Below are 24,348 nucleotides of genomic sequence, written 5' to 3'. Positions count from 1 at the left end.
GCGAGCACAGGGGTGAGTTGGCCTATGTGGAGAAGCCCGCTTCGAGGGTTCGCTGCGGAAAGTGCCGTGCGAACGGCATGATACGCAGCGAGCCATCGAAGCGGGCGCCACCCAGCGAAACAGGCCTATCCCGCCACCAACTTCCGGGCCGCCGCCGAGTGCTCAGCGATGAGCCCGGCAACGTCCAAACCGGGAATCGCGCCATCAATCACGCGCCACGCGCCGCCCACCATCACCCGGTCTGCCCGGTCCGCCCCGCAAAGCAGCAAGGCGGCGACGGGGTCGTGGCTGCCCGAAAACCGCAGGGAGTCGGGCTTGAACAGGGCAAGGTCGGCTTGAAGGCCAGGAGCCAACTGCCCAATGTCGGAGCGGCCCAGGACGGCAGCGGACCCACGTGTTGCCCAGCCAAGGGCCCGCTCCACAGGAACGGAAGCCCCGTAGCGGAGTCGTTGCAGATACAGTGCCTGGCGGGCTTCGAGGATCATGTTGGAAGCATCGTTCGACGCCGATCCATCCACGCCCAGCCCCACGGGCACACCCGCTGCCTCAAGTTCCAGGACCCGCGCGGTCCCGGATGCCAGCCGCATGTTGGAGGTTGGGCAATGCGCGACGGCGGTGCCCGCGGCTCCCAGGCGAGCGATCTCGTCGTCGTTGAAGTGGATGCCGTGTCCGAGCCAAGTTCGGGATCCCAGCCAGCCCACACTTTCCAGGTAGTCAACGGTCCGCAGCCCAAACATGGAGCGGCAGAAGTCTTCTTCGTCAATCGTTTCGGCCAGGTGGGTGTGTAGCCGGACGTCGTAACGCTCGGCCATGGCGGCGCTCTCGGCCATGATCTCCTTGGTCACGGAGAACGGCGAGCAGGGGGCAAGGGCAATCTGCACGGCAGCCCCATCGCCTGTCTCGTGGTACTCACGAATCAGCCGTTCGCTGTCCGCAAGGATCGTCTCGGGTGACTGGACGGTGGTCCGGGGCGGCAGCCCGCCGTCGTCCTCTCCCAAAGTCATGGATCCGCGGGTCAGCGTGGCCCGCATCCCCATGGACCTCACCGCAGCCACTTCGATGTCAATGGCGTCTTCCATGCCCTCGGGGAACAGATAGTGGTGGTCGGCGGCGGTGGTGCAGCCGGAAAGCAGCAGCTCCGCCAGTGCAACCTGCACTGCAAGCTCAAGGCTCCGTGGCGTCAAACGTGCCCACACCGGGTACAGATTCTGCAGCCACGGGAACAGGGGTGCGTTGGCCACCGGACCCCATGCCCGGGTGAGCGTTTGATAGAAGTGGTGATGCGTGTTGATGAGGCCGGGTAGGACCACGTGCCCCGAAGCGTCAAAAACGGAAGCAGGAGTAGAGGGTTGCCCGCCCGAGGGCACGAGCTCCACAATTTTCCCGTCAGAGATCACCAAGCCGCCGCCGGCGTCGAGGTCGTTTGCGGTGAAGATGCCCAGCGGATTCTTGATCCAAAGAGGGGTCATGACAGGTTCCTTGTCTGGTCGGCATGTATGCGTTCCAGCTCAGTTAGGCCCTGTCTGCTGATCCAGGAGCCAGGCGCCAACGGGAGCGCCTGGTGCAAAAAGCGTAAAATGCTCGACGGCGGCCGTCAACGTCACGGAGCGTCCCACGGTCACATCCCGCTGCCAAGAATGAATTTCGTATGACGAAATTAAATTTTCAAAAAACTATGGCGCGGCTCACAAACCTGGTGCTACGCTCTAACTGCCAAAGGCGGGCACCCGGACCTCGGGAAGCTATCTACCAGGCGCAACTTAACCTTCATCGCACATGCTGAAGCCTGGTAACCAAGCTAACTGGAGCTCCTCTCCATAGCGCCCCCCAACAGGTCACCTGGCTTCCTCAGCACTAAGGAAGTCGCAACATGAGTACAACCGTCACGGCCGAGCAATTCCTGGCCACATCCATTGAGCTGGCAACAGCCAATGTCCTCAACAGTGGTGGCCCCTTCGGCGCCGTCATTGTCACCGCGGACGGACAAGCCTTCGAAGGCGTCAACCGCGTTACCGCCACGAACGATCCCACCGCACACGCAGAAGTCACGGCCATCCGTAACGCCTGCCGCGAACTGGGAACCTTCGATCTGAGCGGAGCAACCCTCTACACCAGCTGCGAGCCATGCCCCATGTGCCTGGCCTCCGCACTCTGGGCACGCATTGACCGCGTGTTCTTTGCCGCAGACCGTCACGACGCCGCATCCGTCGGCTTCGACGACGCCGTCTTCTACGAGTACTTCGAGAACGACAACCGGGACGCGCTGATGCCGGTAGCCAAGCTGGAACTGGGCGACCCCCAGGCACCAGCGGCCCTCCAGCCGTTCAACACATGGAACACGCTTGATTCCAGGATCGACTACTAGGGCCCGGTGGCTGACATGACAATCCTGGATCCCGCAGAAATGCAGACAGCAGCTGAAAAGCAGGCTGCGCTCCTCCCTAACGGGGGAAACAGCGCAAAGCACACGGCAACCGGCCTGGCAGGCGGCAATAGCAACAGCAAGCCCCCGGTGTCGAACTCCTTCCTGGATAAGTTCTTCCAGATCACCAAGCGTGGCTCCACCCTGGCCCGCGAATTCCGCGGCGGCTTGGTCACGTTCTTCACTATGGCGTACATCGTCATCCTCAACCCGCTCATCCTGGGCGGATTCTCGGCAGACAATGCCCCGGTGGATGTGGCCGGCGGCTGGCTCTCCGCAGCACAGGTGGGCGCAGTTACCGGCCTGACCGCAGGGGTCATGACCATCGTCTTCGGACTCGTCGCCAACCTGCCCTTCGGCCTGGCAGCAGGTCTGGGCATCAATTCCTTCCTCGCCGTCGCGGTCATCCAGGAAGTCACATGGCCAGAAGCCATGGGCCTGGTGGTCATCAACGGCATCCTGATCGTACTTTTCGGCGCCACAGGTGCCCGGACAGCGATCTTCAAAGCAGTCCCCAAGGAACTCAAGGCCGCCATCACCGTTGGCATCGGCCTGTTCATCGCCTTCATCGGCTTCGTCGACTCCGGGTTTGTCCGCCCCACCAAGGGCGGCCCTCCGGTCCAGCTCGGCACGGACGGTTCCATCACCTCCATCCCCACCCTCGTCTTCATCATCGGATTGCTCGTCATGGGTATCCTCGTGGCGCGCAAGATCCAGGGCGGCCTGCTGATTGGCATCGTCGCCACCACAGTCCTCGCCGCCGTAGCCGAGGCCGTGTTCCACATTGGCCCGGGCTCCGCCGACAACCCCGGCGGCTGGCACCTCAACGTGCCTATCCTGTCCAGCCAATTGGTGTCCGTCCCGGACCTCAGCCTGGTAGGCCAGTTCGATCTCTTTGGTTCGTTCGCCAGGATCGGCGGATTGGCTGCGACCATGCTGGTCTTCACCTTGGTGTTCACCAACTTCTTCGATGCCATGGGCACCATGACAGGCCTGGCCAAGAGCGCAGGTGTGGCACACAAGGACGGTACGTTCCCCAAGCTGAAGTCTGCCTTCATCGTTGAAGGCATGGGCGCAGTGGTGGGGGGCGCAACGTCCGGTTCCTCCAACACCGTCTACATCGACTCCGCAGCAGGAATCGGCGAAGGCGCCCGCACAGGCTTGGCCTCGGTTGTCACTGGCCTGCTGTTCCTGGGTTCGATGTTCTTCACTCCGCTCACCTCGGTTGTCCCGCTGGAAGTAGCAGCAGCGGCGCTGGTGGTGGTGGGCGCGATGATGATGGCACAGATCCGCGAGATCAAGTTCACCAAGTTCGCCATCGCGTTGCCGGCGTTCCTTACCATCGTGACCATGCCCCTGACATACTCCATTGCCAACGGCATCGGCGTCGGGTTCATCTCCTTCGCGGTAATCAGTGCGGCGTCAGGCAAGGCCAAGAAAGTCCATCCGCTGATGTGGGTGGTCACGGCTGGCTTCATCATCTACTTCGCCCGTGGCCCGATCAACGCCCTGATGGGCGTCTAGCCGGAGCCCACCCCGAGCCGGCGGGTCCCATTCCGGCACTTCGAACGGCGGTCCATCCGCACCCACCGCACGAATAGGCGCCTGCCGTCGTGGTCCCTTGGGAACGGGCACGACGGCGGGCGGCGGGACGGTGCTGTTGCTCCGCTACGGAGCGGACTGCTCCAAAGCGAGCAGACCGCCCAACGGGAGTGGGGCAGGGAGATGAAGCCCTGCCCCACTCCCTACAAATCTGTTGAAACCAATAAGCCGCGACTCCCTCCGCATCCTCCGGAAAATGAGAATATGAGGGCAAGATCGCGCACTGCTCCGGCCGGGCCACCTGGCCGGGACACCTGGAAAAAGGACGTGTTGCCATGCTGGATCTAATGCCTTCACTGGGCAGCTGGCGGCCTGCGGTCTCTGGCCAACTGTGCGCTGTGGCCACGATCGTAGGGACTGGCGGCTCAGTGCCGCGCCCCACGGGGACTTCCATGATGGTCTCCGAAGACGGCGAAATCCTGGGCAGCCTGTCCGGGGGCTGCGTGGAAGGCGCCGTCGTTGAGGCGGCCTTGGAAGCAATGCGCGACGGCGGACCACGCCTAGAGTCTTTTGGCTACAGTGCCGAGGACGCATTCGCCGTCGGACTCACCTGTGGAGGAGAACTGGAAGTCCATATCCAGCCACTCGGGGAGGGATCACCGGAACTCGCTGTGTTTGCAGAAACCCAGCCACCTGCGGCCCTTATCCGCAGGCTCGGCGGCGGCGGGGGAGTAGTGGTGGTTGATGATCCTGTGCGGTTCCGCGCCATGGAATCAACGCAGCTGGCGCATCTGGTGGGGGATCATCCCGCTACTCTTTTCGCCGCCGCGGCACAGGTTGAGCCGTTGCTCCAAGGCGGGCGCGCAGGGTTGGTCCGCCTGGCACCTCCCGAGGGCTGCAATGATGGCTGGGTTACCACCGAAAGGTTGGCGTTGCCCAAGCAGGAGGAACCCCAACCGGAACCCATCACGTTGTTCGTCGAAAGCCGTTTGCCTGCCGCGCGCATGTTGATCTTCGGCGCCAACGACTTCGGAGCCGCGTTGCTCCCCGCCGGACAATTGCTCGGCTACAACGTCACGCTATGCGACGCCCGGCCCGCGTTCGCCACGCAAAGCCGTTTCGCGGGTGCTGACCAAGTGGTCACCGACTGGCCCCACCGGTACCTCGATGCCGAGGCAGCGGCGGGACGCATCGATGCCCGGACCGTGGTGTGCATCCTGACCCACGATCCAAAGTTCGACATTCCCCTGCTTGAAACAGCCCTCCGCTTGAACCTGGCTTACGTTGGCGCAATGGGATCGCGTCGTAGCCACCGGCAACGGATTGACGCCTTGATGGAAGCCGGCACGCCCCCCGAAGCCCTTGAACGGCTTCATTCCCCGATCGGACTAAACCTTGGTGCAGTGACACCAGCAGAAGTCGCGGTCTCCATCACTGCGGAAATCATCGCCGAGCGGGGAGGCATTGCCAGCACGGCCCCCGGCCGGAAAAAGGCCCACCACAACGTAACCGGCTTCCCCTCGCTGAAGGACAGCACCGGGCCGATCCACCCTGCACCTCAACACCTCACCCAGGAGGACCCATGGACATGAACACCATCGAGGCCGTGGTCCCCACCACGGATCCTTCGCAATGGCGCGACGGCGATGCCTGGCTCGCCGGAGGAACCGTCCTTTTCTCCTACGGCAGTACCGAACTCAAGCGGCTCCTCGATTTGGGCCAGGCGGGTTGGCCGGCCATTACAGTAACCGACCAAGGCATTGAACTCGCCGCAACCTGTACTGTTGCCGAGCTCTACGCGTTGCCTCAGGACCCAACGATGAACCACCGCGAGTGGCCGGGGCTGGCCTTGATCCGTCCGTGCTGCGACTCTTTCGTGGCATCGTTCAAGATCTGGAACACGTCCACGGTAGGCGGCAACCTCTGCACGTCTTTGCCGGCGGGCCCCATGATTTCGCTGTGCGCAGGGCTCGATGCCGTGGCCACCATCCAGAGCCCTGACGGCAACAGCCGCAGCGTATCTGTGGCCGATTTCGTCACCGGAGACATGGAGAACGTGCTGGCCCCAGGGGAGCTACTCCGCAGCATCCACCTGCCGGCTGTGGCGCTCTCGGCGCGCGTTGCCTTCCGGCGTTTGTCGCTGAGTAACCTTGGCCGCTCCGGCGTGCTGTTAATCGGACGCCTCGACCCCGACGGCGGTTTGGTCATCACGGTGACAGCCTCCACCAAAAGGCCTGTACAACTGCGATTCCCCGCCGGGCAGGTTCCGGACGCAGGGATGCTGGCCGACGCCGTCGGGGATTCCATTCCCTGGCCGCTGTACCACGATGACATCCATGGGCTCCCCGCGTGGCGCCGGGACATGACGTTCAAACTGGCCGAGGAAATCCGGGCCGAGCTGCTGGGCGAATCGATGGGTGTGTCGGGCGACTTCTGGCCGCCGCATGACACCTCGCCGCAACCGTCCACGCAACCCGAAACTCCAGGCGCCCAGAAGGAGGCCTCCCATGGCAATTGAGATCAACGGCTCTGCCTCGCAGGCCACACCCCGCCCCGGCCAATGCCTGCGCACTTTCCTGCGGGAACAGGGCAACTTCGGCGTTAAGAAAGGCTGCGACGGCGGCGACTGCGGGGCCTGCACCGTTCACGTCGACGGCACCCCCGTGCACAGCTGCATCTACCCGGCCGTCCGTGCCGAGGGCAAAGCGGTCACCACCATCGAGGGCCTCTCCACCGGCGAAGGCCTGCACCCTGTGCAGGAGCAGTTCCTTGAGGCCCAGGGGTTCCAATGCGGTTTCTGTACGGCTGGCATGATGATGACCGCAGCCACTTTCGATGACGAGCAGCGCGCCAACCTCCCTCGCAACCTGAAGGGCAATCTGTGCCGCTGTACCGGTTACCGCTCCATCGCCGACGCGATTTGCGGTCACGGCGGCGAACACAAGAGTGGCGAGCACAAGCACGACGCCGCAGCTGACGTTTCCGGGGCGCAGTCGCCTGCCGCCGGACATCCTGCCGCTTTGGAAGCCACTCCGGGCCAGCTCGGGGACAATGTGCCCGCACCCGCCGGCCAGGCCGTGGTTACCGGAACTGCCCGGTACACCCTGGATGTCCCGGCCGACCAGCTGCCGGGCCTGCTGCACCTCAAGCTGTTGCGTTCCCCGCATCCCCACGCCCGGATCGTATCCATCGACAAGAGCGCGGCACTCGCAGTTCCTGGCGTCGTCGCTGTTTTCACGCACGAAGACGCACCAGCACAGTTGTTCTCAACTGCACAACATGAGCACTTCACTGACGATCCCGACGACACTCGAGTCCTGGACAACGTGGTGCGGTTCATTGGGCAGCGCGTCGCCGCAGTCGTGGCTGAGTCCGTTGGCGCCGCAGAGGCCGGAACCCGGGCGCTTGCCGTGGAGTACGAGCTTTTGGAGCCGGTGTTCACGCCAGAGGAGGCCATCTTGCCCGGCGCCCCGGCCATCCATGGCGACAAGGACGCGGACTATTCCAGGATTTCCCGGCCCCTTGAAAACGTGGTGGCCGAGGTCCACGCCGAGTTGGGCAGCGTCGCTGAGGGCTTCGCGGCCGCCGACTTCATTCACGAGCACACGTACAAGACGCAACGGGTTCAGCACGTCGCCATGGAAACGCACGCGTCCATTGCCTGGATGGATGAGGATGGCCGGCTTGTGGTCCGTTCCTCCACGCAGGTTCCCTTCCTGGTGAAGCGCACCTTGATGCGTTTGTTTAACCTGCCGGAGGAGACCGTTCGCGTGGTGGCCGGCCGCGTCGGCGGTGGTTTCGGCGGCAAGCAGGAGGTCCTGACCGAGGATCTTGTGGCCTTGGCAGCCCTGACCCTGCGCCGGCCTGTGCAATTGGAGTTCACCAGGACCGAACAGTTCACATCGACCACAACGCGCCACCCCTTCACTATCAAGCTCAAGGCGGGAGCCAACCGGGACGGATACCTGACCGCCCTGCAATTGGACGTCATGACCAACACCGGCGCCTACGGCAACCATGCGCCCGGCGTGATGTTCCACGGTTGCGGCGAATCGCTGGCCGTCTATAAATGCGTCAACAAGAAAGTGGATGCGCAGGCCGTCTACACCAACACCGTTCCCGCCGGGGCTTTCCGGGGTTATGGGCTGAGCCAGATGATTTTCGCGATCGAGTCGGCCATTGATGAGCTTGCCATCGGAATTGGCATGGATCCTTTGGAATTCCGGCTTAAGAACATGGTCCGGCCCGGGGATCACATGTTGTCTACTACACCCGAACCTGAGGAAGACGTCCACTACGGTAGCTACGGTTTGGACCAGTGCGTGGCCTTGGTGCGGGACGCCCTGGACCGTGGCAAGGAGCGTTACCGGGCCGCCGGGCTCGAGGACCTCGGCCCGGACTGGGTCACCGGTGAAGGCGCGGCATTGTCCATGATCGACACCGTTCCGCCGCGCGGCCACTTCGCCCACACCCGGGTGAGCCTGGAAGCGGACGGAAGGTTCGCCGTCGACGTCGGCACTGCAGAGTTCGGGAACGGCACCACAACCGTTCATGCGCAACTGGCTGCTACCGCGCTGGCGACGGAGGCGTCGAAAATTACCGTCCACCAGTCCGATACCGACCTCGTGGAGCACGATACCGGCGCGTTCGGTTCGGCCGGAACCGTGGTTGCCGGCAAGGCGACGCTCGGCGCAGCCCTTGAACTCGCCACGAGGATCCAGACCGTCGCCGCTTCGCTGACGGGGGCACCGTTGGCGGAGTGCCGTTTGGTGGGCGGGGCTGTTCAGTGCGGCGACCGTACGGTGCCGCTGACGGACGTTGTCGACGCCGCCCGCCTGCAAGGCGTTCGGCTCGCCACTGATGGCAACTGGGGCGGAACCCCGCGGTCAGTTGCCTTCAACGTGCACGGATTCCGGGTTGCCGTGAACACTGGAACGGGAGAGCTGCGGATCCTGCAGAGCGTGCAGGCCGCAGATGCTGGAGTTGTGGTGAACCCGCGTCAGTGCCGTGGGCAGATCGAAGGCGGCATCGCGCAGGCGCTTGGCGCCGTGCTGTACGAGGAAGTGAAAGTGGACGACGCCGGACGCGTTACCACGGACATCCTGCGGCAGTACCACATTCCGTCCTTCGCGGACGTGCCCCGGAGTGAGGTCTATTTCGCGACAACGAACGACAGCACAGGGCCCCTCGGGGCAAAGTCCATGAGTGAGAGCCCGTTCAACCCAGTGGCAGCTGCCTTGGCCAACGCAATCCGCAACGCCACCGGGGTTCGTTTCGGAGAGCTGCCCATTGCCCGCGACAAGATCTACCTTGCCCTCCGGGACCGCACCCTCATCCCCAACTGAGTCGCAGCTGAGCGCGTTTTGAGCCGTCAAAACGCGCTCAGCTGCTACCTACTTGGGTGAAAGGGTGAGCTCCATGAACACGCTGTTCGGGTCCAGGGTGTAATCCGCGAAGGGCGGGCACTCGGTGAATCCGTGCCGTGCATACAAGCGACGCGCCGGCGCAAAGTACTCTTCGGTTCCCGTTTCCAGGCTGATGCGTTCGTAGCCCCGCTCGGACGCCTGGGCAACGATGTGCTTGAGCACCAGGGTGGCCACTCCGCGCCCACGGGCATTGGTGGTGGTGCGCATCGACTTGATCTCGGCATGCCCGTCGGTAAGCTCCTTCAGTGCGCCGCAACCCAGCAGCACGCCGTCCTCGCGGGCTGTCCAGAACGTGATCGCTTCATGCGACAACGCCGAATGGTCCAACGCATGGACGCTTTCTGCCGGCGACGTGGCGAACATATCGGCCAGATGCTCGCTGAGGAGCTGGTGGACATCAGGACGCGTGGGATCGTCAGGTGCAATCTGGATCATGGATCCAAATTTACCGGCACTTGATTGGTCAGCCCTCCAGCAAATGCAACTGGTCCTTGGTATCCAGGTCCTCGCCCGAGCAGAGGTCGCTGCAATCCACCAGATCCACAAGGCCCGGGTGCGCCTTCAGGAAGGATCGTGCGCCCGTGTCACCGTTGGCGGCCTCCGCCGCCTGGGATCGGAGCTCGACGTCGAAAATCACTGGGTGCCGACGCTTAAGGTGGCCTGACTCGTCAGGGTAGGCGGCTGCCGTGACCCGACCAGGACGGTGGCTGCCCAGCAACCTGCTGACCGCCGTCGGGGTTAATCCAGGCTGGTCCACCAGCGCCACCATGATGCTGTGACCCGGCGAGGCCGCCTCGATTCCTGCGCGGAAAGAGCCAGCCATGCCCTTGGCCCAGTTTTCGTTCTCGACGACGATGTAGGTACCCAGATCGGTGGTGCTTCGAATGAGATCCGCCTCCGCCCCGACCACCACCACAACCTCCCGGCAGCCGCCGTCGAACAGCGTATCGGCGAGCACCTCAACCAGCGTTCGGCCGCGGTAGGGGAGCAGCGCCTTGGGTCCGCGGCCCAAGCGCGTACCGGCCCCCGCAGCAAGCAAGACACCCGTGGTGGGCGCCACGCCGGATTCAGTCATATCCTCACGATACGCGCGGGCATCCGTGAGGTCTGTAGCTCCTTCAGGGCTTTCCATGACATCTACCAAAATCGGTTGCAAACTACTCCTCAGTAGGTCTGTTGGTAGGTTCCGACGGCCATTAGTGTCTGTAGGGAATTGTTCAAATCGCTCTAATGCAATGATGCGTGGAGGAAAAGGGGAAGATGGCGGGCAGTTTCGAAATACTCAAGGCCGGGACGAACACGTTCAGGTTCCGACTCACAGCCGATGACGGCACAGTTGTGGCAGTGTCGCCACAGTTTCCCAATTTGAAGGCCGTAGTGGCCGGTATCAACGCAGTCCGCGAAAACGCGGCAACCGGATTCGTAGTAGACCGGAGGAATCTGGGCACCTAAGCCACCCCGGTAGTACAGCAAAAATACAGTTGGCGGCAGTGTTCTTCATGAACACTGCCGCCAACTGTATTTCCCTACCTTGGCTTGCCCGGGTTCCTGGGCGTCGCCGTTCTTAGGCGTCGCCGCCTGCTCCGCCGGTGGTGCCGGCGTTCACGTCGAGCAGTTTGTAGCGGTCAATGGCGTACGACGGCGCACCCTCCTCGACCTCGCCCCTCGCCGCCAGCAACTGCAGGGTTTTGGCGACGATGGAGTGGGTGTCGTTTTTGAAGTAGCGGCGGGCGGCTTGGCGGGTGTCGGAGAAGCCGAAGCCGTCTGCTCCGAGGGAGGCGAAGTCGTTGGGGATGAATTGGCGGATTTGGTCGGGGACGGCTTTCATGTAGTCGGACACGGCGATGACGGGTCCGGTGGTGCCGGCGAGTTGTTCGGTGATGAACGGGGTGCGGGCGGGTTGGCCGGGGTTGAGGAAGGCGTGTTCCTCGGCGGCGAGGCCGTCGCGGCGTAGTTCGTTCCAGGAGGTCACGGACCATACGTCGGCTGCGACGCCCCAGTCCTCGTTGAGGATGCGGGCCGCTTCGATGGCCCAGGGCACGGACACGCCGGAGGCGAGGATGTTCGCGGTGGGCCGGTTGGTGTCGCCTTCGGGTGCGGGGGCGAGGTGGTAGATGCCCTTGATCAGCCCGGTGGTGTCCAGGTTTTCGGGTTCCGCGGGTTGGGTGATGGGTTCGTTGTAGACGGTGAGGTAGTACATGACGTTCTGATCAGTACTGTTGTCGCCGTACATTTCTTCGAGGCCGTGGCGGATGATGTGGCCGATTTCGTAGCCGTAGGCGGGGTCGTAGGTTTTCACGGCGGGGTTGGTGGAGGCCAGGAGGGGGGAGTGCCCGTCGGCGTGTTGGAGTCCTTCGCCGGTGAGGGTGGTCCGTCCTGCGGTGGCGCCGATGATGAAGCCGCGGGTCATTTGGTCCGCTGCTGCCCAGAAGGAATCTCCGGTGCGTTGGAAGCCGAACATGGAGTAGAAGACGTAGATCGGGACCAGGGGTTCGCCGTGGGTGGCGTACGCGGTTCCGGCGGCGGTGAAGGCTGCGACGGCGCCGGCTTCGTTGATGCCGGGGTGGATCAGTTGCCCGGCGGGGGATTCCTTGTAGGCCAGGACGAGGTCCCGGTCCACGGAGAGGTAGTTCTGGCCCTTGGGGTTGTAGATTTTCGCGGTCGGGAAGAACGCGTCCATGCCGAAGGTGCGGGATTCGTCCGGGACGACGGGCACGAACCGGGCGCCGAAGTTTTTGTCCCGCATGAGGTCTTTGAGGAGCCTGACGAAGGCCATGGTGGTCGCGGCTTGTTGTTTGCCGGATCCGCGTTTGGCGACTTCGTAGGATTTGGCTTCGGGCAGGGTGACGGGGGTGTGGGTGCGGCGGCGTTCGGGGACGAATCCGCCCAGTTCGGCCCGGCGTTCCATGAGGTATTTGATTTCCGGGGCGTCCATGCCGGGGTGGTAGTACGGGGGCCGGTAGAGGTCCGCGTCGAGCTGGTCATCGCTGATGGGGATGCGCAGGTGGTCACGGAAGGCCTTGAGGTCTTCCATGGTCAGCTTTTTCATCTGGTGGGTGGCGTTGCGGCCCTCGAAGTGCGGGCCCAGGCCGTAGCCCTTGACGGTTTTGGCCAGGATCACGGTGGGTTTGCCCTTGAACTCGGTCGCTGCCTTGTACGCGGCGTAGACCTTGCGGTAATCGTGCCCGCCGCGTTTGAGGCCCCAGATCTGGTCATCGGTCAGGTCAGCGACCATGTCCTTGGTCTGCGGGGACTTGCCGAAGAAGTGGTCCCGGACGAACCCGCCGGACTCGGCCTTGTAGGTCTGGTAGTCACCATCGGGGGTTTCGTTCATGATTTTCACCAACGCCCCGTCGGCGTCCGCTTCCAGCAGGGAGTCCCATTCCCGGCCCCAGACGACCTTGATCACGTTCCAGCCCGCGCCGCGGAAGAAGGCCTCCAGTTCCTGCATGATCTTGCCGTTGCCGCGCACCGGCCCGTCCAGGCGCTGGAGGTTGCAGTTGATCACGAAGTTCAGGTTGTCCAGGTTCTCGTTCGCCGCGAGCTGGAGCAGGCCGCGGGACTCGGGCTCGTCCATTTCCCCGTCACCCAGGAACGCCCAGACCTGCTGGTCCGAGGTGTCTTTGATCCCGCGGTTGTGCAGGTACCGGTTGGACTGGGCCTGGTAGATCGCGTTCATCGGCCCGATACCCATCGACACGGTCGGGAATTCCCAGAAGTCCGGCATCAGGCGCGGGTGCGGGTACGAGGACAGCGCATGGCCTTCCCGGGACTTTTCCTGGCGGAACCCGTCCAGGTCCTCCTCGGTCAGCCGGCCTTCCATGAACGCCCGGGCGTACATGCCCGGGGACGCGTGGCCCTGGAAGAACACCTGGTCCCCGCCCGAGGGGTGGTCCTTGCCGCGGAAGAAATGGTTGAACCCGACCTCGTACAGCGTCGCCGCGCCGGCATAGGTGGAAATATGCCCGCCCACCCCGATATCGGACCGCTGCGCACGATGGACCATGACCGCGGCGTTCCAACGCATGTACGCACGGTACCGGCGCTCGAACTCCTCGTTCCCGGGAAACTCTGCTTCCTGGTCCACCGGGATCGTGTTCACATAATCAGTGGTCGTCACCATCGGCACACCCACCGACCGGGCACCGGCACGCTGCAACAACGAACGCATAATGTACTGGGCACGCTCCGTGCCCTGCTCCGCGATCAACGCATCAAGTGACTCAATCCACTCCGCGGTCTCTTCCGGATCACGATCAGGCAGCTGGGCAGTCAACCCGCTGAGGATGTGTGAGGTCTCTTCTCCTGCAGCCACGTCCAACCTCTCTTCATTGAATGTCTGGGCGCTTGCTCTGTGGGGGCGCTCAAGGAATTTCGTATTGTGAGAATAAAATTCTGCAATTCGAGATTACGTCTGCCGATGGGCAGCGTCAACACGGATTACGTAACCGCAACAGTCAACTGGGAAACACTCGGCCAATCAACCGAATGTGACCCTCCATACAGTTGTGACGCCTTGACGTGACGTGACCTAGGTCATAAAGTGTTTTCACTATTCAATAACTTGTTTCCGCAATGTGGAAACAATACGAAGTGGAGATCCATGATGCAGACGACTTCATCAGTCGGCGTCACTGAGGCTCCGGGAGACATAGCAGCAGGTGGCCCCCACCACCCGGCCGTAGGCAACACGGACCTTTGCGCTATTGCTTCCGAAGCGGCAGGCCGTACCATCAGCCCGAGTCTTTACAACATCGACCTCGCACCCACTAAGGCGGCCGGCCGTAAGTGGACGAGCTACAGCATCTTTACCCTCTGGGCCAATGACGTCCACAGCCTGGGTAACTATGCCTTTGCCATTGGTTTGTTCTCCCTCGGACTGGGTGGTTGGCAGATCCTCGTGGCACTGGGAATCGGGGCAATCCTTCTCTTCGCCCTCTTGAACTTCTCGGGATTCATGGGCCAGAAGACCGGCGTTCCCTTCCCTGTCATGAGCCGCATCAGCTTCGGCATCCGGGGCGCCCAGATCGCCAGCCTGGTCCGCGGCGCGGTGGCTGTCGCCTGGTTCGGCATCCAGACGTACCTGGCATCTGTGGTGCTTCGTGTCATGCTCGTCGCCATGGCCCCTGGCCTCAAGGACTTGGACAGCAACTCCATCCTTGGCCTTTCAACGCTGGGCTGGCTCTCCTTCGTGGCGCTGTGGATTGTCCAGCTCGTCATCGTCAGCTTCGGCATGGAAATGATCCGGAAATACGAGGCCTTCGCGGGTCCCATCATCCTGGTGACCATGGCTGCGATTGCAGTGTGGGTCTTCATCGAGGCTGGCGGAGCCATCCAATGGAGCGGCATCAAGGGACTCGAGGGTGCGGACATGTGGCTCACAATCTTCGCCGGTGGCGCATTGTGGGTTTCCATCTACGGAACGTTCGTCCTGAACTTCTGCGATTTCACCAGGTCCTCTGTCTCCAAGAAGTCCATCGTCAAGGGCAACTTCTGGGGCATCCCCATCAACATGCTGGTATTCGGCGCAATCGTGGTGGTCATGGCAGGCGGGCAGTACAAGATCAATGGAACAGTCATCGAGAGCCCGTCGGACATCGTCCAGAGCATTCCTAATACTCTGTTGCTGGTCCTGGCTTGCCTTGCCCTGCTGATCCTAACCATCGCCGTGAACCTGATGGCCAACTTCGTGGCACCCGTCTACGCGCTGACCAACCTTTTCCCGCGGCATCTGAACTTCCGCAAGGCAGCCTGGGTCAGCGGCACCATCGGCCTCATCATCCTGCCGTGGAACCTCTACAACAACCCGATCGTCATCGTGTACTTCCTCGGTGGCCTGGGCGCTCTTCTCGGTCCGCTGTTCGGTGTGGTCATGGCCGATTACTGGCTGGTCCGTCGAGGCAAGGTCAATGTCCCAGAGCTCTACACCGATGATCCCAAGGGCGCGTACTTCTACAAGCGTGGCGTGAATCCCAAGGCCATCATCGCCATGCTTCCTGCGGCCGCCCTGGCCATTGCCATTGCCTTCATCCCGGGACTGGCTGCCGCGGCACCATTCGCCTGGTTCATCGGAGCCGGCGTCGCCGCGCTCACGTTCTTCGCTGTTGCTGACAAGAAGCACATCCACGAGGACGTCTCCGGCGAGCCGATCGCCGTCGCCAGCACTCACTAGCCCACCCTATGATCAGGCACCACCCGTCCTCCCCGGTCCAAGGGGCAAGGGCGGGCGCTGCCGTTGAGAGGAAACCATGCGCATTCTTGTGGCAAACGTGAACACCACCCAGTCCATGACTGATTCCATTGCCGCCCAGGCCCGGGCTGCTGCAGCTCCCGGCACTGAGATCGTCGGCATCACTCCGCGTTTTGGCGCCGATTCCTGCGAGGGCAACTTCGAGAGCTACCTTGCCGCTATCGCCGTGATGGACGCGGTGGTCAACTATCCCGAACCCTTCGACGCCGTCATCCAGGCCGGCTACGGCGAGCACGGCCGCGAAGGGTTGCAGGAGCTCCTCGATGTCCCGGTCGTGGATATCACCGAGGCTGCTGCAAGCACTGCGATGTTCCTCGGCCACAAGTACTCCGTGGTTACTACATTGGACCGAGCCGTCCCCTTGATTGAGGACCGCCTCAAGCTTGCTGGGCTGGAGGCGCGCTGCGCTTCAGTCCGCGCCAGCGGCATGGCCGTGCTGGAACTCGAGGAACATCCGGACCGCGCCGTCGAGGCAATCGTGGGCCAGGCCGAGCAGGCTGTTCTTCAAGACAAGGCCGAGGTGATTGTCCTTGGCTGCGGTGGCATGGCTGGCCTCGATGAGCAGGTCCGGCAGCGCACTGGCGTCCCGGTGGTCGATGGGGTGGCGGCGGCCGTCACCATCGCTGAGTCCTTGGTCAGGCTTGGCCTCACGACGTCCAAGGTCCGCACCTATGCAACGCCGCGTCCGAAGACTGTCATAGGCTGGCCAATAACTGGAGCCCAGCCCCCTGCAGCCCAGCCCCCTGCAGCCCAGCCCCCTGCAGCCCAGCCCCCTGCAGCCCAGCCCCCTGCACAGCAGTCCGCAGAAGCAGCGCACTGATTCGGCTTGCAGAGGCTGTGTTGAACGCGATTCCCCGAAAGGCGACCACATGACTGACCCACGCCCGCCCGCAGACCAGAAGGTCGCCGTCGTAACCGGTGCCGGTTCCGGCATTGGGAGGGCCGTTGCGCGGCTCATGCTCGCCGAGGGATACCGCGTGGCGTTGGCAGGCCGCCGCGAGGCGCAGCTGCTTGAGACGGCTGGTGGCCACACGGACGCGCTGGCGGTGCCATGCGATGTGACGGTGCCCGACGACGTCGCCCGCCTTTTCGCCGCGGTCCGCGAGCGCTGGGGCCGGGTTGATGTGCTGTTCAACAATGCGGGCATCTTCGGGCCTGCCGGCGACGTGGGCGAGATCGACGTCGACGAGTGGGAGGCCACGCTGCGCGTCAATGTCACGGGCTCCATGCTCTGCGCCGCGGAGGCTGTGAGAACCATGAAGGCCCAGGAACCGCAGGGTGGCCGCATCATCAACAACGGCTCTATTTCTGCGCATTCGCCCAGGCCCAGATCCGTGGCGTACACGGTGACGAAGCACGCGATGACCGGTTTGACCAAGAGTATTGAGCTGGATGGTCGCGGGTTTGGCATCACGTGTGGGCAGATCGATATCGGAAACACCCGGACCGAGATCATGGACACCATCGGAGTCGGCTCAGGCGCGCTCCAGGCGGACGGCAGCCGCCGTGTGGAGCCGATGTTCCCCGTGGAGGACGCTGCGCGTGCGGTGCTCATGATGGCCAACATGCCTGCATCGGCCAACGTTGGTTCCCTGGTGGTGACAGCCGCCGGCATGCCGTTCGTAGGCCGCGGCTAGGTTGAGTGGCGCCTGCGTGTGCCGTACTGACCTTCTTTGCTTCAAGTTCGCCCACGGCACGCCCATATTTTGGGCGTGCCGTGGGTTTTTCCATGTCAAAAGAGGTCAGGAAGCCACTTTCATCCGGCTTCTCAGCAAAATGTGACTTTCCGCAATATGGAAATTCAATTTCCCCTTGCGGAATGATGTGAGCGGGATTACATTGAAAACAACCCCCAAATGTGGGGCTGTTCCCAACTGATTGGTTCAGATCAATGAAGATCCCAGACTCTGCGGCGCTGAAGGCGAGTTCGGCCCCGCTGAAGAAGAAGCCACTGTACAAGTCGCTCTTCTTTCAAATCCTGATCGCCGTCGTCGCAGGTGTGCTTATCGGTCATTTTTGGCCGAACATCGGGTCCACCCTCCGGCCGCTGGGTGATGGATTCATTCAACTCATCAAGATGATCATCGCCCCGCTGATTTTCCTCGTGATCGTCACGGGCATCTCGGCAGTCGGCGACGTCAAGGCGGTCGGAAGGGTCGGAGTCAAAGCACTCCTCTACTTCACCTGCGCCACTCTCTTCGCCCTGGTCTTCGGACTCATTGTGGGCAACATCGTTCAGCCCGGTGCTGGCCTGAACATCGATCCCTCCACGCTCTCCCAGGAAGCCGTTGATGCAAAGACAGGCCACGCGGTTCCCAAGGACGCTGCTGCCTTCCTGCTGGACGTCATCCCAAGCAGTGTGATCGGTGCCTTTGCCAGCAACAGCCTGCTCCAGGTGCTGTTCTTCTCCGTCTTCTTTGGTGCCGCGATCGTGGTCATTGGCCGCCAGCGTTGCCTGCCTGTGATCAGCCTCATGGAGACCGTTCTGGAGCTGATCTTCAAGATCATGTCCTGGATCATGAAGGTCGCTCCCATCGGTGCCTTCGGCGCCATGGCCTTCATCATCGGCCAATACGGGCTTGGCACGCTTGGCACGTATGCGCTTCTCATCGCATCCTGCTACGGAGCCGCCGTCGTCTTTATCGGCCTGCTGTTCCTGGTGGCCTGGGGCTTCGCCCGCGTTCCGCTGTGGCACTTCCTGAAGTACACCCGCGAGGAATTCCTGCTTGCGCTTGGCACCGCCTCCACTGAAGCGGTCATGCCGCGCATCATGACCAAGCTGACCAATGCCGGCTGCTCCCGGGCAACCACCGGCCTGGTGGTCCCCACGGGCTACTCCTTCAACCTAGACGGTGCAGCGATCTACCTTTCCATATCGCTGCTGTTCCTGGCGCAGGCGTTCGGCCACCACCTCGACCTCGGCCAGCAACTGGCTGCGCTGGGTGTGCTGCTGCTGACCTCCAAGGGCATGGCAGGCGTTCCGGGCTCATCGTTCCTGGCCCTCTCGGCCACGGCTGCGGCCCTCGGCATCTTCCCTGTGGCCGGCGTCGCGCTCCTCCTCGGAGCCGATCGCCTCATGGACTCCATGCGCGTGGTGGTAAACCTGCTGGGTAACTGCGTAGCCACCTTCGTTGTAGCCAAGTGGGAAGGCCAGTTCGATCGCAGCGTCATGGTCCGTGCTTTCAACGGCGAGATTACCAACGAGGATTCGGCCATCATGCTCGGCCAGGAGGAAGTGTTCGAGGAACAGGAACTCGAACGCCTCAGCGAGGGCCATCACCCCTCACCGAAATTCCGTGGAGGTCCAACCGCGGACGAAATCCCGCAATTCGAAATGAGCAAGCCTGGGCAACCAACCAACCCGGTCTGCCCGGACTAATTACATAGTTTTGTGTACGGCTGATGCCCTTAAGACGCGGTCTTGAGGGCATCAGCCGTACACAAACCCGTTAAAGGGGGAGCAGTTCAGAGAGGTCGGCGCGCAGCCCGGACGCGGCAACCCGCCCGACGTCGACGGCGTCCGCCCACGAAAGCTGGCCGGTTACCAGCTCAAGCCAGGTTGCGGCGTCGCACTCTATGACGTTCGGGGGCGTGCCACGCGTGTGGCGGGGCCCCTCCACGCACTGGGTGACGCCGTAGGGCGGGACGCGGACCTCCACCGAGTTGCCGGGCGCACGGGCGGTGACTTCCTCAAGTGAGTAGCGGACCGCCGTCGCAATCAAAGAGCGCGACGGCGGGGTCGCGTCTTCAACCGCGGGGCCGACGGCGGATTGCCAGGCTGCCAGCGCAGCGCGGCCCTCGTCGACGTCGATGCGGCGTCGTGCAACTGCCATGGTTTCTTTCCTTATATAACTAGGTGGGTCAGTAACTGGCCGGCTTAGTCGAGCATCGCGGACACGGCGTGGCCCAGACGGATCTTGCCCACTGGCCGGCCGCCGCCCAGCACGGGTTCAACCACGCGTTCCAGGACGTTGGAAACCGCGGGAATGTCCACCGCGCCACTGACGGCAAGAAGGGTCAAGCCAACCAGGGACGTAGCGCGTAGGTTGCCGTCCAGCATCTTGACCGCCACTGTAGCGCCGGTGGAAGTGGCAAGGACCAGGACCCCTTCGGCGCCGATCTTTGCCAGGACGTCCAGCTCTTCCATGACGATCGTGTTTGACTCGCCCTTGCCCTGAACCGCCCACGGGTAGTCCAGCATGGAGGTGGCGATCGTGGCGGCGCGTGCGTTCGAGGAGGAATCGCCGGGTGACTTCGCCAACCGGGAATACGCCCGGGCCAGTCCGGTCAGCGAGATCGCCGCAACTGGTGCCCCGCAGCCATCGATGCCCAGGTGGGAGATCGTTTCGCCGCTGTATTCCTCGATCACGGACCGGACGCGCTGCTGGAGTGGGTGATTCGGCTCAAGGTAGCTGCGAAGGTCCCAGCCGTTTTCCGTGCATGCCCAGAGGAAAGCCGCGTGCTTCCCGGAGCAATTGAAAGCGAGCTTGGTCTGGCCGCGCTCAGAGCGGACCAGCCAATTGCGGGCGGTTTCGTCCTGCGGCCAGGCTGTGGGGCACTGAAGCTGATCCTCGCGCACGCCTGCCGCTTTAAGCATTCCCTCCACGACGTCCATGTGGTCCAGTGAACCGGTGTGGCTTCCGCACGCGACAGCCACCTGCGCGCCCCGGAGCGGGACACCGGACTGCATGGCGGCGAGGGTTTGGAATGGTTTCAGGGTGGACCGGGCCAGGATGGGAGCGTCGATATCACCCAGCCGGGTGACCACGCTTCCGTCACCGGCAAGGACGACGGCAGCACCGATGTGCCGGGACTCGATAAAGCCACTGCGTTCGATGACTGCCAGTTCGACGGCGGACTCAACCTTGAACGTTTCATGCGAACTCATGGGCATGAGCCAAGTCTAGGGCGCGACGACTGTGTTACCCGGTCACATGCGAGGTCCGGGCGCGGTCCCGGATCCGGTCATCCGTTGCCGGGGGACGACACAGCTTAGGCCCCGCGCCCTACACAAAGTACCCTTGAAGACTGTGAAGGTACTCGTCATTGGCCCAGGCGGCCGCGAACACGCCATTGTCCGCTCTCTGCTTGAAGATCCCAACGTTTCCGAGGTCCATGCGGCTCCGGGCAACGCGGGCATCAGCAAACTCGTTCCCACGCACGCAATTGACGGGAACAACCCGGAAGCCGTGTCCGCACTCGCCACCAAGCTGGCCGTGGACCTGGTTGTCGTCGGTCCGGAGGCTCCCTTGGCCGCCGGTGTGTCGGACGCCGTCCGTGCAGCTGGCATCCCGGTCTTTGGACCCAGCAAAGAAGCAGCCCAGCTCGAAGCGTCCAAGGCCTTCGCCAAGCAGATCATGGCTGAAGCCGGTGTTCCCACGGCCATGGCCCGTGTTGCCACCAATGCCGAGGAAGCCGCCGATGCCCTGGCTACGTTCGGAGCCCCGTACGTTGTTAAGGACGACGGCCTCGCCGCGGGCAAGGGCGTTGTAGTCACCAACGACCGCGAGGAAGCACTCGCTCACGCGCAGGCTTGCTTCGACGCCGGTGGAAGCGTGGTCATCGAGGAGTTCCTCGACGGCCCCGAGGTCTCCCTGTTCGTCCTCTGCGACGGCCGCACTACGGTTCCGTTGTCTCCTGCACAGGACTTCAAGCGCATCTTCGACAACGACGAAGGCCCCAACACCGGCGGCATGGGTGCCTACACCCCGCTCGAGTGGGCACCGGCAGGCCTGGTCCAGGAAGTCATCGACCGCGTGGCCCAGCCCACCGTGGATGAGATGGCCCGCCGCGGCACCCCCTTTATCGGTGTGCTCTACTGCGGCCTCGCCCTTACCTCGCGCGGAACGCGCGTCATCGAGTTCAACGTACGCTTTGGCGATCCCGAGACGCAGGCAGTCCTTGCACGCCTCAAGACCCCGCTAGGTGCCCTGCTTCTGGCAGCTGCCAAGGGCGAACTGGACACCGCCGAAGAGCTGCGCTGGTCCAAGGACACGGCAGTCGCCGTCGTCGTGGCCGCCGAAAACTACCCTGACGCTCCCCGCACTGGCGATCGCATCCGCGGACTGAAGAAGGTGGACGAGCTCGATGGCGTCCACGTTGTCCATGCAGGCACCAAGCTGGACGAGGAAGGCAAAGTGGTTTCGGCTGGCGGCCGCGTCCTCGCGGTGGTCGCGCTCGGTTCAGATCTGGTGGAGGCCCGCGAAAAAGCGTACGACGGCGTGGAGCTGGTTCAGCTTGAAGGCGCGCAGTTCCGCACGGACATCGGAGGCAAGGCCGCCCGCGGCGAAATCCGCGTGCCCTATGCAGCCACCGGAACCATCCCGAAAGTACAGGCCTGAGCATGACTGATTCCCTCCCCACAGGCGGTTTCAAAACCGAGACCCTGCAGCTTCCCGGCTGGACTCACGTGTATTCCGGCAAGGTTCGCGACCTCTACGTCCCAACCGATGAATCCATCACGGAAAAGGTCGGCCAGGAATGCGTACTGGTGGTTGCCAGCGATCGCATCAGTGCTTATGACCATGTCCTGAGCAGCGAAATCCCGGACAAAGGCCGCATCCTTACACAGCTGAGCCTGTGGTGGTTCGATCAGTTGGATGTTGAGCACCACGTGCTGGCGTCAACCGTTGAGGGTGGCGTTCCCGCGGCCGTCGAGGGCCGCGCCATGATCTGCAAGAAACTGGAGATGTTCCCGGTGGAGTGCATCGCCCGCGGCTACCTCACGGGTTCCGGCCTGGCGGAGTACAAGGAGTCCCGCACGGTCTGCAACATTCCGCTTCCCGAAGGGCTTGTTGACGGTTCCCGCTTGGAGAAGGCCCTGTTTACGCCATCTGCAAAGGCCGACGTGGGCGAGCACGACGTCAACATCACCTATGACGACGTCGTGGCCATGGTCGGCGACGACATCGCGGCCCGTCTCAGCGAACTCACGCTGAAGATCTACACCCGCGCCGAGGAGATCGCCCGTGAACGGGGCATTATCCTGGCCGATACCAAGGTGGAGTTCGGCCTCGATACATACACGGGCATCATCACCTTGGGCGATGAAGTCCTCACCCCGGACTCCTCCCGTTTCTGGGACGCCTCCACCTATGCGCCGGGCAAGTCGCAGCCATCGTATGACAAGCAGTACGTCCGTGACTGGCTGACCTCGGCCGAGTCCGGTTGGGACAAATCCTCGGACACGCCACCGCCAGCCTTGCCTGCGGAAGTCGTGGAGCGGACCCGTGCCCGCTACGTGGAAGCCTACGAGAAACTGACGGGGCGCACGTTCGCCTAAGCTTCACAACGTTCATAACGCAGGCAGCCCCGGACCGCGAAGGTCCGGGGCTGCCTGCGTTGGAAGCTAACTGGCCTCGGAGTGCTCCGTGTGCTCAGGGTGCGTGGCTGCGGCGCGGCGTTCCGCGAGGCGGATCTCCAGGACCGCATCCATGGCTTGCTGCACCCGGTCCGATGCGCCGGCTGCACTGAAGTCGTTCTGGGCCTCTTCCAGATAGTGCAGCGCTTCCGTGGTTTCACCGGCGGCCTTCAAGGACTTGCCCAGCAGCAGCGAAACTTCACCAGCCGTGTGGCGGGCCAACACCTTGCGGTCCTTGTAGATCTCGCGAAGCTTGTCCACCGCGGCCGGAATATCGCCGGTCAGGTATAGCCAACGGGCGCGGATGAAGGCCACTTCCAACTGGTCCGTCTTGTTTCCGCCGACGATGGATAGCGCGAGCTCGGCACGTTCAATCGCGGACAGGGTTTCGGGCTCAACAATGCCGGAGGACAACCTGACAGCAGCCGATGCCTTATTGAAACGGGCCCACAGTTCGATGTCGTTGGCGGGGGAGAGCAGCTTGGCCGCGCGCTCGTGGTGCTTGATGCCCTCCACGTAGTCGTGGCGCATGAAAGCAACGTTTCCCACCACCCACGCGACTTCGCCGGCCAGCTGGGACATGGAGTGCTCGTCCATGTGCTCGATCATCGTAAGGCAGTACTGCCATGCTTCGTCCAGCTTGCCGCTCTCCGCGAGGGCGCCGATCAGCGCGCGGTGCGCACCGATGATCAGCGTGGATCCCTTGGGCAGCTGCTCGCTCAGCTGCACGGCTTTCTTTGCATGCTCGACGGCGGTGGCCAGCTGACCTTGTCCGTGACAGACGGCGGCGAGCATCTGCCAGGCCCGCACGCCAAGGCCCGCGGATTCCGTGGCCATGGGATGTTCCAGCAAGTGCTCAACAATCTGCTGGCATTCCTTTAGCTGGCCTTGCTTCATCACACACTCGGCCTGCATGTAGGTCATATTCCACCAGGCGCTGTTGTTCTTTGCCTCGAGGGCGATCTGTGCGGCGGTGGCTGCATGGCTTGCTGCGAGCTGGTAATCGCGTAGGTCCCAGGCTTGCCGTGCGTACAAGCCGGCCAGCACGTACTCGGCATCGCTCACGGAAACGGGTTGGCTCCAGGCTTCCAGAGCCTTTGGAGCCAGCTCCAGCCTGCGCGCCAGCTCTTCGATGACCTCGGCAGTAGGCTCGCGCCTACCTGTTTCAAGCAGCGAAATGTAGCTCGGGGAATACAGGTTTTTGCCCAGTTCTGCCTGCGTCAACCCGCGTTCGAGCCGTTCGGCACGTAGCTTCTCGCCGAATCCGTTTCCCACGGGGTCCTCCTACAGGTGTCTTTTCACCAAAACCTTGACAGTCTCTGTGGAAAACATTTTACAATGTATGTCA

At 63.0% G+C, this 24,348-nt stretch carries 19 protein-coding genes; 12 read left to right on the top strand and 7 right to left on the bottom strand.

Going from position 1 to position 24,348, the window contains the following annotated elements; all coding sequences use genetic code 11:
- Nucleotides 1-125: 125 nt before the first annotated feature.
- Nucleotides 126-1,469: an 8-oxoguanine deaminase gene (locus tag LDN75_RS20285; RefSeq protein ID WP_223934480.1), complete on the bottom strand. Its 1,344-nt coding sequence runs from the start codon at nt 1,467-1,469 to the stop codon at nt 126-128.
- Nucleotides 1,470-1,870: 401 nt separating this feature from the next.
- Here LDN75_RS20285 and LDN75_RS20280 point away from each other — a divergent pair, with 401 nt between their 5' ends.
- The 5 genes from LDN75_RS20280 to LDN75_RS20260 all read left to right on the top strand — a co-directional run bounded on the left by LDN75_RS20280 (nt 1,871) and on the right by LDN75_RS20260 (nt 9,309).
- Nucleotides 1,871-2,365 (top strand): nucleoside deaminase, encoded by a 495-nt coding sequence (locus LDN75_RS20280; RefSeq protein WP_223934479.1) that lies wholly within the window; start codon nt 1,871-1,873, stop codon nt 2,363-2,365.
- A 6-nt stretch (nt 2,366-2,371) separates the two neighbouring features.
- Nucleotides 2,372-3,946: an NCS2 family permease gene (locus LDN75_RS20275; protein WP_223934478.1), complete on the top strand. Its 1,575-nt coding sequence runs from the start codon at nt 2,372-2,374 to the stop codon at nt 3,944-3,946.
- Between the two features lie 353 nt (nt 3,947-4,299).
- Nucleotides 4,300-5,556: an XdhC/CoxI family protein gene (locus LDN75_RS20270; RefSeq protein WP_223934477.1), complete on the top strand. Its 1,257-nt coding sequence runs from the start codon at nt 4,300-4,302 to the stop codon at nt 5,554-5,556.
- Nucleotides 5,547-6,482 (top strand): FAD binding domain-containing protein, encoded by a 936-nt coding sequence (locus LDN75_RS20265; protein ID WP_223934476.1) that lies wholly within the window; start codon nt 5,547-5,549, stop codon nt 6,480-6,482. Before LDN75_RS20270 ends, LDN75_RS20265 begins: the two co-directional genes overlap by 10 nt.
- Entirely contained in the window at nt 6,472-9,309 is a 2,838-nt protein-coding gene (locus LDN75_RS20260) for a molybdopterin cofactor-binding domain-containing protein (RefSeq protein WP_223934475.1), read from the top strand. Before LDN75_RS20265 ends, LDN75_RS20260 begins: the two co-directional genes overlap by 11 nt.
- A 48-nt stretch (nt 9,310-9,357) precedes the next feature.
- Here LDN75_RS20260 and LDN75_RS20255 read toward each other — a convergent pair whose 3' ends face one another.
- Both LDN75_RS20255 and nboR read right to left on the bottom strand, forming a co-directional pair.
- Entirely contained in the window at nt 9,358-9,825 is a 468-nt protein-coding gene (locus LDN75_RS20255) for a GNAT family N-acetyltransferase (RefSeq protein WP_223934474.1), read from the bottom strand.
- Nucleotides 9,826-9,853: 28 nt separating this feature from the next.
- Nucleotides 9,854-10,465: a nicotine blue oxidoreductase gene (gene nboR, locus LDN75_RS20250; protein WP_223937653.1), complete on the bottom strand. Its 612-nt coding sequence runs from the start codon at nt 10,463-10,465 to the stop codon at nt 9,854-9,856.
- A 185-nt stretch (nt 10,466-10,650) separates the two neighbouring features.
- Here nboR and LDN75_RS20245 point away from each other — a divergent pair, with 185 nt between their 5' ends.
- Entirely contained in the window at nt 10,651-10,842 is a 192-nt protein-coding gene (locus tag LDN75_RS20245) for a DUF1508 domain-containing protein (RefSeq protein WP_223934473.1), read from the top strand.
- A gap of 112 nt (nt 10,843-10,954) precedes the next feature.
- Here the strand turns inward: LDN75_RS20245 and aceE are convergent, their stop codons facing one another.
- The gene (gene aceE / locus LDN75_RS20240) at nt 10,955-13,705 is read right to left on the bottom strand and encodes a pyruvate dehydrogenase (acetyl-transferring), homodimeric type (protein ID WP_223934472.1); all 2,751 of its coding nucleotides are present in this window, start codon (nt 13,703-13,705) and stop codon (nt 10,955-10,957) included.
- Between the two features lie 291 nt (nt 13,706-13,996).
- On the opposite strand from aceE, the gene LDN75_RS20235 reads away from it, so the two are divergent.
- From LDN75_RS20235 to LDN75_RS20220, 4 genes are all read left to right on the top strand, one after another.
- Complete coding sequence (locus tag LDN75_RS20235; RefSeq protein ID WP_223937652.1) at nt 13,997-15,562, top strand: NCS1 family nucleobase:cation symporter-1; 1,566 nt, start codon at nt 13,997-13,999, stop codon at nt 15,560-15,562.
- Between the two features lie 76 nt (nt 15,563-15,638).
- Complete coding sequence (locus LDN75_RS20230; RefSeq protein WP_223934471.1) at nt 15,639-16,460, top strand: aspartate/glutamate racemase family protein; 822 nt, start codon at nt 15,639-15,641, stop codon at nt 16,458-16,460.
- A 49-nt stretch (nt 16,461-16,509) separates the two neighbouring features.
- Nucleotides 16,510-17,277 (top strand): SDR family oxidoreductase, encoded by a 768-nt coding sequence (locus tag LDN75_RS20225; protein WP_223934470.1) that lies wholly within the window; start codon nt 16,510-16,512, stop codon nt 17,275-17,277.
- A 254-nt stretch (nt 17,278-17,531) separates the two neighbouring features.
- Complete coding sequence (locus LDN75_RS20220; RefSeq protein WP_223934469.1) at nt 17,532-19,019, top strand: cation:dicarboxylase symporter family transporter; 1,488 nt, start codon at nt 17,532-17,534, stop codon at nt 19,017-19,019.
- 70 nt (nt 19,020-19,089) lie between these two features.
- Here the strand turns inward: LDN75_RS20220 and LDN75_RS20215 are convergent, their stop codons facing one another.
- Entirely contained in the window at nt 19,090-19,473 is a 384-nt protein-coding gene (locus tag LDN75_RS20215) for a sterol carrier family protein (RefSeq protein WP_223934468.1), read from the bottom strand.
- 44 nt (nt 19,474-19,517) lie between these two features.
- The gene (locus LDN75_RS20210; RefSeq protein ID WP_223934467.1) at nt 19,518-20,534 is read right to left on the bottom strand and encodes an asparaginase; all 1,017 of its coding nucleotides are present in this window, start codon (nt 20,532-20,534) and stop codon (nt 19,518-19,520) included.
- Between the two features lie 136 nt (nt 20,535-20,670).
- On the opposite strand from LDN75_RS20210, the gene purD reads away from it, so the two are divergent.
- Together purD and LDN75_RS20200 are read left to right on the top strand one after the other, a co-directional pair.
- Nucleotides 20,671-21,981, top strand: a complete 1,311-nt coding sequence (purD, locus tag LDN75_RS20205) for a phosphoribosylamine--glycine ligase (protein ID WP_223937651.1) — start codon at nt 20,671-20,673, stop codon at nt 21,979-21,981.
- 2 nt (nt 21,982-21,983) lie between these two features.
- Nucleotides 21,984-22,922 carry a phosphoribosylaminoimidazolesuccinocarboxamide synthase gene (locus LDN75_RS20200; protein WP_223934466.1) on the top strand — a complete coding sequence of 313 codons (939 nt, stop codon included), beginning with the start codon at nt 21,984-21,986 and terminating at the stop codon, nt 22,920-22,922.
- A 66-nt stretch (nt 22,923-22,988) separates the two neighbouring features.
- Here LDN75_RS20200 and LDN75_RS20195 read toward each other — a convergent pair whose 3' ends face one another.
- Complete coding sequence (locus tag LDN75_RS20195; RefSeq protein WP_223934465.1) at nt 22,989-24,275, bottom strand: helix-turn-helix transcriptional regulator; 1,287 nt, start codon at nt 24,273-24,275, stop codon at nt 22,989-22,991.
- Between the last annotated feature and the right edge of the window lie 73 nt (nt 24,276-24,348).

Origin of the sequence: Arthrobacter sp. StoSoilB5, assembly GCF_019977235.1 — a bacterium.
Lineage (GTDB): Bacteria > Actinomycetota > Actinomycetes > Actinomycetales > Micrococcaceae > Arthrobacter.
The sequence above is the reverse complement of the archived record's forward strand: the minus strand, read 5'-3'. Positions and strand labels throughout refer to the sequence as shown.

Coding starts and splice junctions, on each gene's coding strand:
- LDN75_RS20265 (WP_223934476.1), top strand. CDS start 5,547: ATGGACATGAACACCATCGAGGCCGTGGTCCCCACCACGGATCCTTCG.
- LDN75_RS20230 (WP_223934471.1), top strand. CDS start 15,639: ATGCGCATTCTTGTGGCAAACGTGAACACCACCCAGTCCATGACTGAT.
- LDN75_RS20210 (WP_223934467.1), bottom strand. CDS start 20,534: ATGCCCATGAGTTCGCATGAAACGTTCAAGGTTGAGTCCGCCGTCGAA.
- LDN75_RS20220 (WP_223934469.1), top strand. CDS start 17,532: ATGAAGATCCCAGACTCTGCGGCGCTGAAGGCGAGTTCGGCCCCGCTG.
- LDN75_RS20225 (WP_223934470.1), top strand. CDS start 16,510: ATGACTGACCCACGCCCGCCCGCAGACCAGAAGGTCGCCGTCGTAACC.
- LDN75_RS20255 (WP_223934474.1), bottom strand. CDS start 9,825: ATGATCCAGATTGCACCTGACGATCCCACGCGTCCTGATGTCCACCAG.
- LDN75_RS20245 (WP_223934473.1), top strand. CDS start 10,651: ATGGCGGGCAGTTTCGAAATACTCAAGGCCGGGACGAACACGTTCAGG.
- LDN75_RS20235 (WP_223937652.1), top strand. CDS start 13,997: ATGCAGACGACTTCATCAGTCGGCGTCACTGAGGCTCCGGGAGACATA.
- LDN75_RS20260 (WP_223934475.1), top strand. CDS start 6,472: ATGGCAATTGAGATCAACGGCTCTGCCTCGCAGGCCACACCCCGCCCC.
- LDN75_RS20285 (WP_223934480.1), bottom strand. CDS start 1,469: ATGACCCCTCTTTGGATCAAGAATCCGCTGGGCATCTTCACCGCAAAC.
- LDN75_RS20200 (WP_223934466.1), top strand. CDS start 21,984: ATGACTGATTCCCTCCCCACAGGCGGTTTCAAAACCGAGACCCTGCAG.
- nboR (WP_223937653.1), bottom strand. CDS start 10,465: ATGACTGAATCCGGCGTGGCGCCCACCACGGGTGTCTTGCTTGCTGCG.
- LDN75_RS20215 (WP_223934468.1), bottom strand. CDS start 19,473: ATGGCAGTTGCACGACGCCGCATCGACGTCGACGAGGGCCGCGCTGCG.
- LDN75_RS20280 (WP_223934479.1), top strand. CDS start 1,871: ATGAGTACAACCGTCACGGCCGAGCAATTCCTGGCCACATCCATTGAG.
- LDN75_RS20270 (WP_223934477.1), top strand. CDS start 4,300: ATGCTGGATCTAATGCCTTCACTGGGCAGCTGGCGGCCTGCGGTCTCT.